Source organism: Legionella nautarum, from assembly GCF_001467895.1.
GTDB lineage: Bacteria > Pseudomonadota > Gammaproteobacteria > Legionellales > Legionellaceae > Tatlockia > Tatlockia nautarum.
On record NZ_LNYO01000013.1, the window covers coordinates 777,134 to 792,035 of the forward strand.

Consider the following 14,902-nt stretch of genomic DNA (forward strand, 5'->3'; position numbering starts at 1 on the left):
ACTCAGGTAGTTAAGTTCGATTTACGTACGCAAAAAGCTGACGAAGAAGGCGTGATACCAAGCAAAGAAATGCTTAATCTGACTCTTAAAACCTCGGTTAACTACCATCTCAATAAATCTAAAATTGGTGATATTTATAACAGCGTAGGCGTTGATTATTTCAATAAACTAATAGAACCTCACATCCGCTCAAGCATTCGCCAGATAACAAGTAATTACAATGCAGATCAGTTCTTCTCAGGAGACAGATACGAAATAGCTGCTAATATTCAAAAATCATTAGTACAAGAATTAGAATCAAGAGGGGTGATTATTGAGTCGATAATGCTTAAGGAAATATTGCCTCCCGAATCAATCCGCCGAGCAATTGAAAATAAACAAGCTCAACAACAAGAAGCTGAAGGGATGAAATTTAGGCTACAGCGAGAAAAACTGGAAGCAGAGCGTAAGAAAATTGAAGCCGAAGGTATTCAACAGTTCCAAGAAATTGTTAAGCGCGGAATAGACCAAAATTTATTGGCATGGAAAGGAATAGAGGCTACCGAAGCTTTAGCTAAATCGCCAAACACTAAAATTATCATTATTGGAAATAATGAGAAGGGTGGTTTACCGCTGATAATGCCAACTAAAAATTGAAATCCCGCGCCATATAGAGATTTAAAACTGTATGAGGAATAAGGAGTCCATGACCGCCAGCAATATAGATTAGGTCTGATTAATAGATAATCAGACCCAATTGCTTAACCGTTCGCAACGTTGATTAAATAATTTATATTTAGCAACATTGTGAAGCGTTAACATGAAAGTTCAAAAAATAAAGCCCAGTCCTTATGACTATAGCCGGATCGTTCTTGATAATAATCATTTGCCAATTAAGCAAAATTTATTAAGTTTTTCAATTGGTTCAATAACATTGAGTTGATGAAAATTCAAACGATGAATAAATTCCAATATGGTGCTCAATCAATTAGGATTAAGTGCATTTAGCAAAATAATCGAGTCAATCAATGAAACAATATATTGGAATGGTGTATGACTAACAGAACATCAGATTTTCAAGAACAGCGAGTTCTTAAAATTTCTATAATAATTACCTTTCTTCTCGCAGTAGCAGGTATTTGTTTTGGATTGGTGTCGGGGTCATTAGCTATTATATTTGATGGCATGTTTAATATGGTTGATACTGCCATGTCCATATTATCCCTCTTAGTCGCAAGGTTATTAACGAGTAAAGGAAGTCGTAGATTCCAGTATGGTTATTGGCATGTTGAGCCTATGGTACTTGTCTTTAACGGTAGTATGCTCATATTGATTTGCGCCTACGCAATGATTAATGCGATTGGTAGTTTGCTATCAGGTGGTCGCGAATTGAATTTCGACTGGGCTTTTGCTTTTGCATTATTAATGTCTGTGGCTTCAATTATAATGTATGTCTATGTACGCCAGGCAAATCTTAAACTTAATTCTGAATTTTTGCGGCTTGATAGACAAAGTTGGTTAATCTCAGCATCTATTTCTAGCTCACTTTTGGTTGCTTTTGGTATTGCTAATCTCACTGAAAAAACTCCTTATAACAATTTAACCCCCTATTTTGACCCTATTCTTTTAGGAGTACTTACTTCATGCTTAATTTTTGTGCCTATGGCCGCCGTCCGAGATGCTGTGCGAGATCTGTTCTTTGTTGCCCCTTTTGAGCTGGATCAGAAGATCAGATTGTTTTTAAATGAATTGATAGAAAAACGAGGCTTCAAAACCTATTCAAGTTATATAGCAAAGATAGGTCGCGCGCAATTCATCGAAATACATATTGTTGTACCACCAAACCATTCTATTTCAAGCATGGAGAACTTAGATACTATTCATCGTGAAATAAGAGATGCTATGGGTGGAGATAATCCTCAACTTTGGTTAACAGTTGCTTTCACAGCAGACGAAAGCTTGATCTAAAGAGAACTCAGATCGAAGTCGAATCGCAACTCCTCATTACTGAGGAGCGCCCTCTAGGAACGATGCGGGCTAGTTTCCCAGCACATCGCTCAAGTCTTCATAAGGAAGTTTGTTTAATTAATTTTTTCATCAGGACATGAGTTCCGGAGGATTGGGCCATTTAGGGCGATAACGTACGCTAAAAAAATTAATCATAAGCACACGCTTGGAACTCTTTTTCAAGTAAATGCGATTTGTTATTAGTAATTTGGCCACTTAAGTTGCCCAACTCTCCTTGAGCTTGAGTTAACATCCAAATAAAAAGAGATTCTAAATCATTTCCAAAACGTTTCGTGATTTCAAAATCATCAAAATATATTTTAGCAGTGTAAGTAAACACTTTAATTCTCGATATAAAGGAGATAAAGACGCAAATATGAATGCGAACTAGAGAAGGTATAGTATGACGAGGTCGAAAAGAAAAAACGTTTATACACTCTAATTTAATTATCGCTCAGATACCATAATAATTTTAGGGTTTAAAAAACTTATATATTAAAATAAATGAAACTCCTGCAACAGCACAAAAAACACTTGCCAATAGTATCCCTAAGCGAGCAGCATTGATAGTTTCTTGAGAGAACGCTAAATTAGCGATAAAAATAGCCATGGTAAATCCAATCCCTGTTAATATACTGCCACCAGCTAACAAAATCCAATTGAGATCTTTAGGTCGAGTTGCTAATCCAAAAAACACGGCGATAAAACTAAACCCAAGAACTCCTAAGGGTTTCCCTAAAACGAAGCCTAAAAAAACCGCAGCGGTTATCTCGTGGTTAAAATCTGCAGAAGATATAGGTATGCCTGCATTAGCTAAGGCAAATAAAGGTAAAACTAGATAGCCTATCCATGGGTGTAAAAAAAACTCCAATCGTTCAACGGGAGAAAGAGCTTCACGAGCAGCTACTTCGGTCACGTGAAGTGCTTTGCGGTCTTCAGTATCGCCACTCCAGTGCTCTCCAGGTGGATATGAAACCATATGTTCTAAAATTTTATGTAGTCGTTTATCACTTACCCACGTTTTAGTCGGAGCGATTAATCCTAAAATCACTCCGGTTACTGTGGGTTGAATTCCTGATGCATCTATTGCAATCCAAATGAAAAAACCAACAAAAAAATAGGCGCTAATATTACGAATCCCTATTGTTTTCATTATCTGTATAAAAATCAATCCTAATACCGATATAAAAAGGGATGTCCAAGAAATTCCATGACTATACCCAATGGCAACAACCAGAATTGCACCGATATCATCAATAATTGCTAATGACAACATGAATATACGAAGACTTTGAGGAATATGTTTACCCAGAAGTGCCAAGCAGCCAATTACAAAAGCAGTATCAGTTGCCATAACCGTACCCCATCCTCTCTGTCCTGGATCACTTGGTTGGAGTATGAGGTAAATTAGAGCAGGAATAAGCATACCGCCCAAGGCGGCTGTAATAGGAAATGCAGCCTTCTTTGGCTCTCGTAGCTCACCAAACACTATTTCTCTTTTTAATTCTAAAGAGACAAAAAAGAAAAACAACGTCATTAAGCCATCATTAATCCATGTATGCATTGAACGAGAAAATTCGAAATTACCAACGTGGATTCCCAATGATATTTCCCAAATAGATAAAAAAGATCTTGACCAAGGAGAGTTTGCAATAATTAATGAAATAATGGTAAATACCAATAATAAGCATGCTGTACTTGTCTCAACACGAATATAATACGCCAACGGTTTGGATACCAAATGAATGGGCTCTTTAGGCAATTGCGGATTTAGAGGCACTAATTATAACTCCATTTAATGTGTCCTATTATTTTTAGGGTTCTGTTGCAAAACAGGTTTTAAAAGAGTTGGTTTTACCTATTAACCATCATCAAAAATTAACCAAAGCAAACTAAGAATTATATTTTATGTTAAATTAAGCACTTTACAAATATGGTTTATTTTCTGTTCTATTCTCTTAACTCGTATCTCAATGGCAACCAATTCATCATAGAGTTCCCGCATCAGCTCACGCGATGAGGCAGTCAACTCGCAATACCATATTCTAAATTTAATCCTCTGATTTCATTTATTAATGCTGTTCTGTTCTTGACTAATCGACTGCGTACTCGGTGTATCGACTGAATATCTTGCTGCTCCACTTGTTTAATCGGAACATAATGCATCGAAGGACGACTTCCGTACATATTTTATACAAATCAATCTTCAATGTTTCGTCAACTCATAAGATCAAAAGGGGCTGACTCGATTGATTTTTTTATTCAAAATAAGTCGAGTGTGTCCCCTTTGATTTCAGCCTTATACAATTTGACACATGCATATAATATCGCTAAAATGTTTAAATTTTAAACCGGCAGGTATGGGGCTGGTTGGTTTCAAAAAGTTAGACATCAAGAGCAAATTATTATGAAAAAGTATTACATAGTAGCACCAAAATCAAAACTCTATCCTCTCAGGGATGGTATTTCTGGATCTGTGAAGAGGAGCTATGAAAATCTATTGGATGAGAAACAAGTCTTTGTTTTTTATGAAAATAAAGAAGATGCTGAACAGGTCCATAAGCATGGAAGTCTTATTTTTGAAATTTTGGTATTAGACGAGGATAAATTTAAATCTTCGAAAGAGGGACCACAAAGCAAAGAGATTAAGTCTCCGTTTCAGCCTAGTAAAATAATCCATTTCAAAAATAAGACTTACGAAGCAACTTTTGACCTCCGAAATATGATTGCCATGAGCCTCGAGGGATCATATACGCCTTGGCAAGAAGAAATCCAAATTAATATGCCAAATCCTAAACGGGTGCCAGAAAAATACTGTGGTTTTTTTAGAAAGAACTCTAATTTCCATGATTATTTTACTAAAACCCCCAAGAAAGAAGCTAAAATTACTGCTTCAGAAGCAATTGATGCAGCGATAGATCTGTTTGACGACTATGCTAAGAAATCATGGTTTAATCGAAGTACTGACAATGCAAGCATTACTGATTGGCTAGTATCATGGTTTCATTATGGACGCAACCATGCAGAACTGGCTCGTAGGATAAGCTCGGATTTATCAAGTAAAGAGGGAAATGCGGATGAGGCGTTAACCTATCTTATAATGACCCGAAAAACTCTTGCTGAGAGAGGAGCTAATATGTCAGGCTCAATGATACGCAGACTAGATTTTGCCATCTCTAATTTAGCACAGATGACCTCTGATAATGAAGAAACACTTGACAGTGAAAGTAGTTCCGTTCAACCAAATTAGATCTTCCTTTAATTAAATCAAAGGGGCGATTGATTTTTCCAACGATTTTCAATCGAGTCTGCCCCTTTGATTGTAATACTTCTCCGACAATGCCATCCAACCACTTTGCGTGAGTACAAATCCATCACAACAGCCAGGTAAAGCCAGCCTTCTTCTGTCCAACAATAGATATCACTCACCCAATAAATACTTCTGGAAATTACGAGTAAGTAATCCTTATGTTCATTAAAATGTAAGCACTATTTGTTGAATACGGCGCAAGAATAGGGTGGCCATTGCTATTGTTTAAAAATAGGGACAACCACCAGTGCCGAAGGATAGGAAGAGTTAACTTGGTTTCTAAAGATCCTAGGCGCTTAAACCTAATTTAATTAGAAGAAGGACCTTTAGACTCAATAATAGCTTTAGACTCTTTAATTACTGATGAGTTCTTTGGCTTCTCTTCTTCTATTGAAAATAACTGAAGGCTAGAACTGTTACTTCTATAGCTTTGTACTTTTCTATGAGCAATCAAACCCCTATCTAAAACAGACGTCTTTGCTTCTAAAGGGCTTGGAGGTACTGGTTTTTTTGCAGTTTCAACAGCCTCCGTTGCTTCTTTTAGCAAATCTTCAGCATTAGTTTTTTTTATGGATTTAGTAGGTTGGTTGTTAAGCTTCATAGAATATTCCTCATCATATAGTTACAAATTTTACATCTGAGGACGTAAAATCAAGGTTGCTCTTAGCTCCTTAGCTAATAACTAGATCACTGTTAGCAGAACCAGAAAAGCTAGGCCATCTAAAAGATATAAATTAAGCGCATTGTAACAAATTAATACAGAAAGATAAATAGCCCCCCGTCAACCTAACTATCCTTAAGGCAAAAAAAAGGTCGAATATTAGGCGCAAAGAATCTCTGCAGCAACGGCACTTCAAATTCTTCTTCAGCAGAGGAGTTTCACCCGAGCTCATCCTGACTCCTTCAAGGACCTCATTCATTAAATCCAATAGCGTATAATTTGAGGCGACTAAATTCTTAGCATATTCAAGGACTCGAGGTTCTTTCGAATCGGATTTTAACAATTCAGCAAACCCTACGATGCCCCAATTCCTGCAATGACATCAAGAAGAGAATTCAAACGTTGCTCCATTTCACTGAAGCGTGAAGGCTCCGCTTTTTGTTCTTTAATAACGGCTTTCCGTTGTGTGATTTGAGTGTTTGAATTCTATCGCTAGTCCATTAGAGAAATCCCATTGTGTGGGCGATAATGGCTTTTTGCACATGCAAGCGATTACTGGCCACATTATAAATAACTGAGTTTTTTCCACTCGCGACCCTATCTTCCACTTCGCTCCCTCTGTCGATGGGCATGGGGTGGGTGAAGATGGCTTGGTCTGTGGTTTTCATTTTGGACTCAGTCGTTATCCAATCGGGATATTGCAAAGCTTTGTCAATTTCGTCTTGTTTCGCAAATTGCCCGTCTTTATAGGCGTGCTCTGAAATCCAATTGCGTGAATACACAATATGTGCGCCCTCATAGCCTGAGACTGGATCGTCAATGACCTCAAATTGACTACCCTGTGCCTCACAATTTTGTTTAATTTGTTCATAGATAGCTAAATCCATATCATAGCCTTCCGGGCGCGCGAGTGTGATATCAAGACCAAATCGGCTCGCTAAGAGCAAGCTTCCTTGAGGACTGTTCCATGAGCGCGCAAGTGAGCCATGCCCCCAAGTCACTAATAATTTTTTACGTTTAAGCACACTAAAATCTATGGCTTCCAATCCTTGAGAAAACCATTCTGCCCATCCCATGAGGTCGGCTAAGGATTGACAAGGGTGGCAGACATCATCGGCCATATTAATCACAGGCACTTTGGCGTGTTTTGCGTATTCTCGTATCATCTGGTGCCCTTCCCCATAGTGAGACAGCGAACTTTCCATAATGCGTATTCCTATGCCTGCCATATATTGCGACATCACGTTCGCCGCATCCTCAATGGTTTCCCCAGCGGTTGTTTTCGATTTGAGCTTACTCATTGTCGTTGGTGCTAAATATTGGGCATGCCCTCCCAGTTCGCTGGCTGCTGTGGTAAAGGAGAGATGAGTCCTAACAGAAGGGCTAAAAAACATCATAAGAAAATTACGCCGTTCAAAGGCAGTGGCCCATTTTGGATGAAAGCGCTCGGCTTTCATGGCAATGGCTGTTGTTAAAAGAGTTGAAAGTTCGTCAATAGTCCAATCTTGCGTACAGAGTAAATCTTTTCCATAGAGGTTAATCATGAGTTACCTTTATCCAAAAGACTAAATTTTAATTATTCATAAGCGATAGCAATGCCTCTAAAGCCTCATCAATATGATTCTCATCAAACACCTGGACACCATATTTTTTTAATAAAGCTGCCGTAACGCCCTCTCCCTGAATAAGCGTTCGCGTGAAGGTTCCATCGTAAATTTTATCCGAACCACAAGATGGGCTTTTCGCTTTTAAAATCGCTACAGAAATATGATGTTTTTTTACCAGTTCAAGCGCTTTTTCTGCGCCTTTTAGAAAACACTGCGTCACATCCTGCTGAGTATTTGTTTTTACCAGCGCTCTATTTTCTAACACAGCATAACCAGATTGTTTATTTTGAATTTCCGCTGGTGCTCTTGGAGTAGCTAAGCCACCCACTATTTCTGGGCAAATGGTAATTATTCTTCCTTCTTTAAACCACTGCTGCAAGGCTGGATGATTTTGGAAACAATCCCCGCCATCATAACGGACTTTTTGTCCTAAAAGGCAGGCACTCATCAGTATTTTGACTCTATCCACTCTCTAATTCTCTAATGAAATCATTTCAACAGGTTTGATTATACCATCGATAGCCGCTTAAAAAATTTGGTAGTTCTGATAAATTGTAATATTTTAGATTAAACGCTAGTTGGCCTAAAAATAATGGATAACATCTTTTCTTATAAAAATGCAATGACTAAATTTAGTCTAGTAATACTTATTTCCTTCCTGTCTGTGACACAAACCTATGCTTTTTTATCCACGGACAAACAGCAAGCTCAAGCCGCCGAACTTCAAGCTAAACACCGTCGTGAAGTCGTTGTATTAATCCATGGCCTAATGCGAACTTCTTTGAGTATGAGCTCGCTTAAATACTTCCTCCAAAGCTATGGTTATCAGGTTTATGTCTACAGTTATCCTTCGACGCAACATGATATCCATGAGCATGGCATTGATTTATATCAATTTATTGCAACTTTATTAGAAAAGAATCCTGATATAACAATTCATTTTATTACGCATAGCCTCGGCGGTATTATTATTAGAGAATCTTTAGCTAAATTTAGCAAAAAAGAACTAAACCACGTTGGCTGTTTGATTATGTTAGCGCCTCCTAATCAAGGTTCTTTACTTGCAAAATTAACTGTAAAAATGGTTCCAATAATTAGCAATATAATAAAACCACTTGCTGAATTAAGTTCTGATGAAAATGCTTATGTACATCAGGTACCTATACCCAATATTAAAATGGGTATTATTGCCGGGCGATTCGACGCAAAAGTTCCACCTTCTTCAGCACGTTTACCGGGACAAACCGAGCCAGTCGTTATTAATACTAATCATGCTTTTATTATGAATAATTCGCAAACAAGAGAGCTCATTTTAACCTTTTTAGAAAAAGGAAAATTTGAGGAATAAACTGAAAAATTAATCTTATCGCCAATTAATTAAATTAGATGTAATATACCCGGGCTAAATTTTTAGCGAGTTGATTTTTACAGATTAGATGGAGTACGTACTTAATGACTGATTTAACCACTGTCACTGAAATTGCTAATTTGCATCGTGATTGCATTATCCGATGGAAAAATAGTGGACTCCAATTAAGTTATCAACATTTTTTAGCCCTTGTTGAGGAAAATCATGCCTTTAACTATCAATTGTGGCATGCAGAAGATAGAGCTAGGCGCGACGATATGGGCTATGAATTCGTTTATTTAGCGAAACGAGAAATTGATCATTGTAATCAACAACGAAATAATCGCATGGAGGCTATGGATGAATGGCTTTACAACAGCCTTCAACCTAAAAGTCCAATGAATTGCCCAGTTCATTCTGAAACACCAGGAATGATGATTGATCGACTGTCTATCCTTGCGCTTAAAGCCTATCATATGAATTTGCAAGTTGAGCGGGCTGAGGTTGATGAAACACATCGCGAAAACTGCCGGCGAAAATGGGAAACTATCCTCGCCCAGCAAAATCAATTATTGGATTGTTTACAGCAGCTCATTGATGAGATCAAGGCAGGTTCACGCAGTTTTAGAGTTTATCACCAATTCAAAATGTATAATGATCCGGCCCTTAACCCCCAACTGTACTTAACTACTGAGGAGTCACTCTAAACTCTGGTTGGCTGCTGTTCTCTAAACTCGCCTGGATGAGTAGGATGTTCAGTTCTACTACCGAAGAAAGAGCATAATGTATACCAAACTGAGGTTGAACGTTGGCTGTCTCTTCCAGTTTCTGCAGTAGTGGATACATCTCCACTTCTTAGGTCTAATTTCGGGTTCTTTTCGCCTCTGGTGTGTTCTTCTAGTTTGCCTTCATCACCATGAACTATCGCGGTTGGTCTTTGGCATTCGAACGAATCACATGAGTTATCTAATGAAGTAAAATCCGAATCGTTTCTATCTTGTTTATTGACCATAAAAGGCTTTTCGAGAGGATCTTTTCCCATTCGAGCATAGGCCCTCGCCGCTAAGGTAATGGTATGGATAAAGGCACTAAATGCAATAAATCCCATCATAATCAATGACTCATGATAATGCCCTTTATCATCAGTAACTTCTAAGGGATTCATCATAAGCCCAATCGCTTTAGATCCTTTTCCAACGCCAGAAAAAAAGGAGCGAATCACTTCAAACCATTCTTCAAAGAAAAACTGAGGCGTAGGATCAATAGCCATTCCATCTAGAACAGCTTCTTTTACTCTTTCAGGCTCAAGGTGTTGGACATCACAGCTAGCGTCATAAAGCCATTTAATATGGATTAATTTTTCATCCTCGATAGGACACATAGTACCTAGCTCAGCCTCTATTATCTCTTTTTGCTTAAGGCGATGTTGATGAGTAGTAATAATCGAATGAGCAATAAAACCAATTAGCAAGAGCATGCCAATGCTAATACAGCTAACCAATAAAAAAGGAGGAAAAGGCGTTGAAGCGAGAACAAGAATAGTTCCAACTGCAAAAACGAGACTTGCTAAGGCAGAATAAGCATATAACCCTCGTTTTGCGCCCGCTAAAACAGCTGAGGTATAGGATAAAGTGGTTATAGAACGGTAATTTTTGCGTTTCTGTTCGAATAATTGTATTGCTATATTAAATTGCTCAACTAATTCTTGTTGTTCCTTTAACAAATCAATATTATTCTTTGTGCCAGCAATTTTTAGATGTAATAAGTGTAATTTTTTAACCATTAATTCGATGGTTTTGCCACTGTGGGCTAGTTCTATTTTTGCCTCAGCAATACGCAACTTACGCTGATAATCATATTCTTCATAAATACGTGTAGCGATACTGGATAGCATATAGATACTAGAAAATACCGTCATTGCAATTAAAAGTGGCGGAGCAAGACTGCAAAGACCAAAGACACCGATATACAGATAGAGGCCGTCAACAACCCCACCATAAGCGGCTGAAAGTAACGCCGCTAATCTTACAGGCTTGCTTTGTCTTTTTATTGGGTTTGGATTATCGAGATCAGTTGGATCATCGGTGATTCTGGGAAGAAGGTCGAAGTCTGTCGTGTTTTGAATTTCTTCCAATAATTTGGCATTTGCCTTCATCATCGTTTTGCGCTCAGTGAGCATTCGACGATACCAAATACGGTTTAAAACCGATATCCCTCCTAACGCTAAACCGATTGGGACGAAGAGGTGGGCCAGACTTTGCCCGCCACTCAGGGTCTCAATCAATTGAAGCATGCTGCGAGAGCCTTTATAAGCATTTTTCAAACCCTTCATCGTATCGCGACAATAGGGCCAAACAATAGCTATATAGCGTTTAAATAGGTTCTCATCATCGTCACTATAATGATTAGCGAGCATTGAGAAAACAATTAAGGTAATCGAACCACTTGCGGCAGCCAGAGCACCTTCAGGCTCAATCAACCAATCATGCATCTCATCTGAATTAGAGGCACTCCCAAAAAGTACGTCCCAAAGGTATTTGATCATACTGTAGGACAGACTTAAGCCATCTAATGCGCCATATATTCCATAAATAAGATGCCACTCGTGTAATTTTTTCGCCAGGGGCGGTGGGCTCTGATCCTTTCTCCTAGCTAACAGATCCATATAATAATCTGATGATTCTTTAGACATGGAATTTTAAGGCATCGACTAAGATGCGATGAATTGTACCTAATCTTGATGTAATTGACAACTAAATTTTCATGTTGGATTAAATTAGAACAAAAAGTATACGGCCATCGACGATTTTATCATAAAATTTACTGTAAAAGCTCTAACTCTAATGCAAAGATTTGGCAAAAAATGACCTTACTAGCCATTGCTTGGGCATTTTAAAGACGGGAATATTATTAGACTTTTATTCTTGCCTCTGTGCGTTAGCCTACAAATCTGCTAGCATTAGACTATTTGCAAGTAGTTTAAAGGTTTATTGATGAATTTGCGTAGTTTTTCTTGTGTAATTTTATTATTGCTATCAGGATTTTCCATGGCAGCTGATACAAAAATAGTTTATGGTTATGTTGAAAAAGCAACACTTGTTGATAAAGCAATGACCTTGTCGGCAAAATTTGATACGGGTGCAAAGTCAGCTTCACTCAGTGCAGTAGATATCCGAGAAGTGGAACAAAATGGCAAGCCTTATTTACGCTTTAAAGTCCCAGGTAAAACAGAAGAAGTGGAGTTTACCTCAGAGTACTTAGGTAAAGTAAAAATTAAAGTACGCGCGGGAGAACATGTATCTTCCCAAAACAAAACTGCTCCGATTAAACGGCCAGTGGTGATGATGCGTATCCAAATCGGCAATAAGGTGCGTAATATCCCTGTCAATTTAACCAATCGAAAACGCTTTAATTACCCACTACTTCTTGGTAGAGATGCAATCATTGCCTTTGATGGTCTAGTTGACCCAAGCCATGCATTCTTGATCAAAACCCAGAAAGTGGTAAAAAATGAAGTCAAATAAACGTCATGTCTATGGCTTAATTATAAGCCTGTTCGTATTAGGTATAGGACTTTTTCTATATCGACATCTTGTCCTTGATGTGCCTCTCACCGATACTGAAACGGTGAATAGCTGGATGGTAGAGGCCAATTTACGTTTTGTTGCTGATCGCAACACACCAGTGAAAGCAAGCTTTACTATTCCTTATATGCCGCCTTATTTTGCTATTTTGGATGAGTACTTTGTCTCCCACAATTATGGGGTAACAACTAATTTAAGTGGTTACAATCGTCAAACTGTATGGTCACTTCGACGAAGCTCTGGCGATCAATCGCTGTATTATCGCGCTATTTTTCGTGAAATTGATAACAATGAATCTTCCCTCACTAATAAACCACCGGTCGTAAAAGCACAACCTCTTATTGAAACGCAACGCTCTGCTGTTGATGCCATTACAAACCAAGTCCGTCAATCCTCGGCAGATATTCAAACCTTTGCACAAGGCACTATTAAAGAACTCAACAAACGCGACGGTAATGCAAAATTGTTGGTAGGTAATGATTTTACCGATGACAACGTCATCACTGCCGCCATCACTGTTTTAAATCAAGCTAAAATTTATGCCATGCCAGTGAAAGGTGTCTATTTAGGCAAACAAAATAAAGCCGATTTAAAATCTTTCATGGTCGTTCATAACGGCAAAGAATGGACTTATATCAATCCCCGTACTGGCGGAGCAGGCTTTCCGAAAGATTTTCTAGTTTGGCAATATGGCTCTGACCCAGTCCAAGAAGTGGTTGGCGGCAAAAAACCGATATTCAATCTTACCGTATCCCCAACACCAATTAACGCCCTAACCATTGCCAAAGCACGTGGCTTACAAACTGACTCACAATTATTACGTTTTTCCTTATTACAGTTGCCCGTTAATGTGCAAGAAATTTATAAAATCTTGCTGACGGTACCCATTGGGGCATTCATTATTTTGTTATTACGCAATTTTATTGGGCTAAAAACCTTTGGTACTTTTATGCCCGTACTAATTGCTTTAGCTTTTCGTGAAACCCATGTTATTTGGGGAATCACCCTTTTCACAATTATTGTCTCTTTTGGCCTACTAGCTCGTTTTTATCTCGACCAACTGCGCTTACTCCTAGTGCCGCGACTAGCCGCAATTCTTACGGTCGTTATTTTGTTAATGATCTTCATTAGTGTTATCAGTCAAAATCTAGGGTTGGATTCAGGCTTGTCGGTCGCTTTATTCCCGATGGTTATCCTCACGATGACTATTGAACGCATGTGCATCACTTGGGATGAGCGAGGCGCTTCTGAAGCCATTAAATCGGGAGCAGGAAGTCTTATCGCAGCGGTAATTGCCTACGGTGCAATGAATTATGCCCCCATGCAATATCTAGTCTTTGCCTTCCCAGAACTTTTACTCGTATTGCTCGCGTTGATTTTGTGGTTTGGCCAATATCGAGGCTACAGACTTTTCGAGCTATTCCGCTTTAAAGCACTTGCGGGGAAAGAGTGATGTGGAAGTTATATCGTCGCTTACGGCAGCGGGGTATCTTAAGTATTAATCAGCGCAACAGTGATTATGTACTTCGCTATAACAGCCGCAAACGTTATCCCCTGGTTGATGACAAATTGCAAACTAAGCGTTTAGCAATTCAAGCAGGAATAGCCGTACCCAAGCTCTATGAAATTATCGAAAGCGAACATCAAATCAAGAATATCGAAAAAATCCTGGAACCTTATAAAGATTTTGTAATTAAACCTGCACACGGAGCCGGAGGTGACGGTATCATCGTTATTGCTGATCGTGTTTTCGGACGTTATCGCCAAATCAATGGCAAACTTATGACCACCAATGAAATGAGCCATCATTTATCTCGTTTACTCTCAGGCGCTTATAGTTTAGGTGGACATGCTGATTACGCCATTATTGAACATCGCGTTGTGGTCGATCCTGTATTTAAAGAAGTAAGCTATGAAGGAATTCCTGATATCCGCATTATTACTTTATTAGGTTATCCCGCCATGGCAATGGTGCGTTTACCAACACGATTGTCCGGCGGTAAAGCGAATCTTCATCAGGGGGCGATCGGTGCTGGAATTAATTTGGCAACTGGAAAAACCTTAGGTGGTGTTTTCCATAATGATGCCATTGATTTTCATCCAGATACCTTAGCACCGATTGTCGATATCACCGTGCCTTATTGGGATAAAATTCTAGAAATTGCAGCAAGTTGCTATGAATTAACTGGGCTTGGTTATCTAGGCGTTGATATTGTTCTTGATAAAGATCACGGACCTCTCATGTTGGAACTTAATGCACGCCCTGGTTTAAATATCCAAATTGCTAATCGCGAGGGCGGCCTTTCCCGTTATAAACTCATTGAAAGCAGAGCAGCACAAGGCCCAGAACCTATCACCGCTCGTGTCACTTATAGCAAGGAACAGTTTGCTCGCTAAGCTATTACC

Annotated in this window: 14 protein-coding genes and 1 pseudogene; 8 read left to right on the forward strand and 7 right to left on the reverse strand. The window is 38.7% G+C overall.

From position 1 onward, the window contains the following. Both Lnau_RS06810 and Lnau_RS06815 read left to right on the forward strand, forming a co-directional pair. Positions 1-636 (forward strand): prohibitin family protein (locus Lnau_RS06810; RefSeq protein WP_193786800.1); only part of this gene is annotated, 636 nt, incomplete at its 5' end. Between the two features lie 396 nt (positions 637-1,032). Continuing rightward, positions 1,033-1,947, forward strand: coding sequence for a cation diffusion facilitator family transporter (locus Lnau_RS06815; RefSeq protein WP_058504382.1), 915 nt, complete (start codon positions 1,033-1,035; stop codon positions 1,945-1,947). A 187-nt stretch (positions 1,948-2,134) separates the two neighbouring features. On the opposite strand, the gene Lnau_RS06820 is transcribed toward Lnau_RS06815, so the two are convergent. The 3 genes and pseudogenes from Lnau_RS06820 to Lnau_RS16650 form a co-directional block, all read right to left on the reverse strand. Then, entirely contained in the window at positions 2,135-2,326 is a 192-nt protein-coding gene (locus tag Lnau_RS06820) for a hypothetical protein (protein WP_058504383.1), read from the reverse strand. 132 nt (positions 2,327-2,458) lie between these two features. Then, positions 2,459-3,766 carry a Na+/H+ antiporter NhaA gene (nhaA, locus tag Lnau_RS06825; RefSeq protein WP_058504384.1) on the reverse strand — a complete coding sequence of 436 codons (1,308 nt, stop codon included), beginning with the start codon at positions 3,764-3,766 and terminating at the stop codon, positions 2,459-2,461. 254 nt (positions 3,767-4,020) lie between these two features. After that, positions 4,021-4,164, reverse strand: a pseudogene (locus Lnau_RS16650) (hypothetical protein); the annotation flags it as partial. A gap of 322 nt (positions 4,165-4,486) precedes the next feature. Here Lnau_RS16650 and Lnau_RS06830 point away from each other — a divergent pair. Then, entirely contained in the window at positions 4,487-5,236 is a 750-nt protein-coding gene (locus Lnau_RS06830; protein WP_238585925.1) for a hypothetical protein, read from the forward strand. A gap of 367 nt (positions 5,237-5,603) precedes the next feature. On the opposite strand, the gene Lnau_RS06835 is transcribed toward Lnau_RS06830, so the two are convergent. From Lnau_RS06835 to Lnau_RS06845, 3 genes are all read right to left on the reverse strand, one after another. Further along, entirely contained in the window at positions 5,604-5,897 is a 294-nt protein-coding gene (locus Lnau_RS06835) for a hypothetical protein (protein ID WP_058504386.1), read from the reverse strand. A 560-nt stretch (positions 5,898-6,457) separates the two neighbouring features. Then, on the reverse strand, positions 6,458-7,501 hold the full coding sequence (locus Lnau_RS06840; protein ID WP_058504387.1) for an ornithine carbamoyltransferase: 1,044 nt from the start codon (positions 7,499-7,501) through the stop codon (positions 6,458-6,460). A 28-nt stretch (positions 7,502-7,529) separates the two neighbouring features. Beyond that, positions 7,530-8,012, reverse strand: a complete 483-nt coding sequence (locus Lnau_RS06845; protein WP_058504388.1) for a 2-thiouracil desulfurase family protein — start codon at positions 8,010-8,012, stop codon at positions 7,530-7,532. Between the two features lie 144 nt (positions 8,013-8,156). Here Lnau_RS06845 and Lnau_RS06850 point away from each other — a divergent pair, with 144 nt between their 5' ends. Continuing rightward, the gene (locus Lnau_RS06850; RefSeq protein WP_058504389.1) at positions 8,157-8,912 is read left to right on the forward strand and encodes an esterase/lipase family protein; all 756 of its coding nucleotides are present in this window, start codon (positions 8,157-8,159) and stop codon (positions 8,910-8,912) included. Positions 8,913-9,016: 104 nt separating this feature from the next. Next, positions 9,017-9,619, forward strand: coding sequence for a DUF4254 domain-containing protein (locus Lnau_RS06855; protein ID WP_058504390.1), 603 nt, complete (start codon positions 9,017-9,019; stop codon positions 9,617-9,619). Here the strand turns inward: Lnau_RS06855 and Lnau_RS06860 are convergent. Next, complete coding sequence (locus Lnau_RS06860) at positions 9,616-11,604, reverse strand: hypothetical protein (protein ID WP_133134934.1); 1,989 nt, start codon at positions 11,602-11,604, stop codon at positions 9,616-9,618. The genes Lnau_RS06855 and Lnau_RS06860 overlap by 4 nt on opposite strands. 301 nt (positions 11,605-11,905) lie before the next feature. Here Lnau_RS06860 and Lnau_RS06865 point away from each other — a divergent pair, with 301 nt between their 5' ends. From Lnau_RS06865 to Lnau_RS06875, 3 genes are read left to right on the forward strand one after another with little or no spacing between them, the layout of a single operon-like run. Beyond that, positions 11,906-12,436 carry an ATP-dependent zinc protease family protein gene (locus tag Lnau_RS06865; RefSeq protein WP_058504392.1) on the forward strand — a complete coding sequence of 177 codons (531 nt, stop codon included), beginning with the start codon at positions 11,906-11,908 and terminating at the stop codon, positions 12,434-12,436. After that, positions 12,423-13,949: an inactive transglutaminase family protein gene (locus Lnau_RS06870; RefSeq protein WP_058504393.1), complete on the forward strand. Its 1,527-nt coding sequence runs from the start codon at positions 12,423-12,425 to the stop codon at positions 13,947-13,949. Before Lnau_RS06865 ends, Lnau_RS06870 begins: the two co-directional genes overlap by 14 nt. Next, positions 13,949-14,893 carry an alpha-L-glutamate ligase-like protein gene (locus Lnau_RS06875; RefSeq protein ID WP_058504394.1) on the forward strand — a complete coding sequence of 315 codons (945 nt, stop codon included), beginning with the start codon at positions 13,949-13,951 and terminating at the stop codon, positions 14,891-14,893. The genes Lnau_RS06870 and Lnau_RS06875 overlap by 1 nt, the downstream gene beginning before the upstream one ends. The last annotated feature ends 9 nt before the right edge of the window (positions 14,894-14,902 follow it).

Bases quoted from the DNA above. Each gene is read 5' to 3' on its own strand.
- Lnau_RS06865 (WP_058504392.1), top strand. From the start codon at position 11,906: ATGAATTTGCGTAGTTTTTCTTGTGTAATTTTATTATTGCTATCAGGA.
- Lnau_RS06840 (WP_058504387.1), bottom strand. From the start codon at position 7,501: ATGATTAACCTCTATGGAAAAGATTTACTCTGTACGCAAGATTGGACT.
- Lnau_RS06845 (WP_058504388.1), bottom strand. From the start codon at position 8,012: ATGAGTGCCTGCCTTTTAGGACAAAAAGTCCGTTATGATGGCGGGGAT.
- Lnau_RS06855 (WP_058504390.1), top strand. From the start codon at position 9,017: ATGACTGATTTAACCACTGTCACTGAAATTGCTAATTTGCATCGTGAT.
- Lnau_RS06850 (WP_058504389.1), top strand. From the start codon at position 8,157: ATGGATAACATCTTTTCTTATAAAAATGCAATGACTAAATTTAGTCTA.
- Lnau_RS06870 (WP_058504393.1), top strand. From the start codon at position 12,423: ATGAAGTCAAATAAACGTCATGTCTATGGCTTAATTATAAGCCTGTTC.
- Lnau_RS06875 (WP_058504394.1), top strand. From the start codon at position 13,949: ATGTGGAAGTTATATCGTCGCTTACGGCAGCGGGGTATCTTAAGTATT.
- Lnau_RS06860 (WP_133134934.1), bottom strand. From the start codon at position 11,604: ATGTCTAAAGAATCATCAGATTATTATATGGATCTGTTAGCTAGGAGA.
- Lnau_RS06815 (WP_058504382.1), top strand. From the start codon at position 1,033: ATGACTAACAGAACATCAGATTTTCAAGAACAGCGAGTTCTTAAAATT.
- Lnau_RS06835 (WP_058504386.1), bottom strand. From the start codon at position 5,897: ATGAAGCTTAACAACCAACCTACTAAATCCATAAAAAAAACTAATGCT.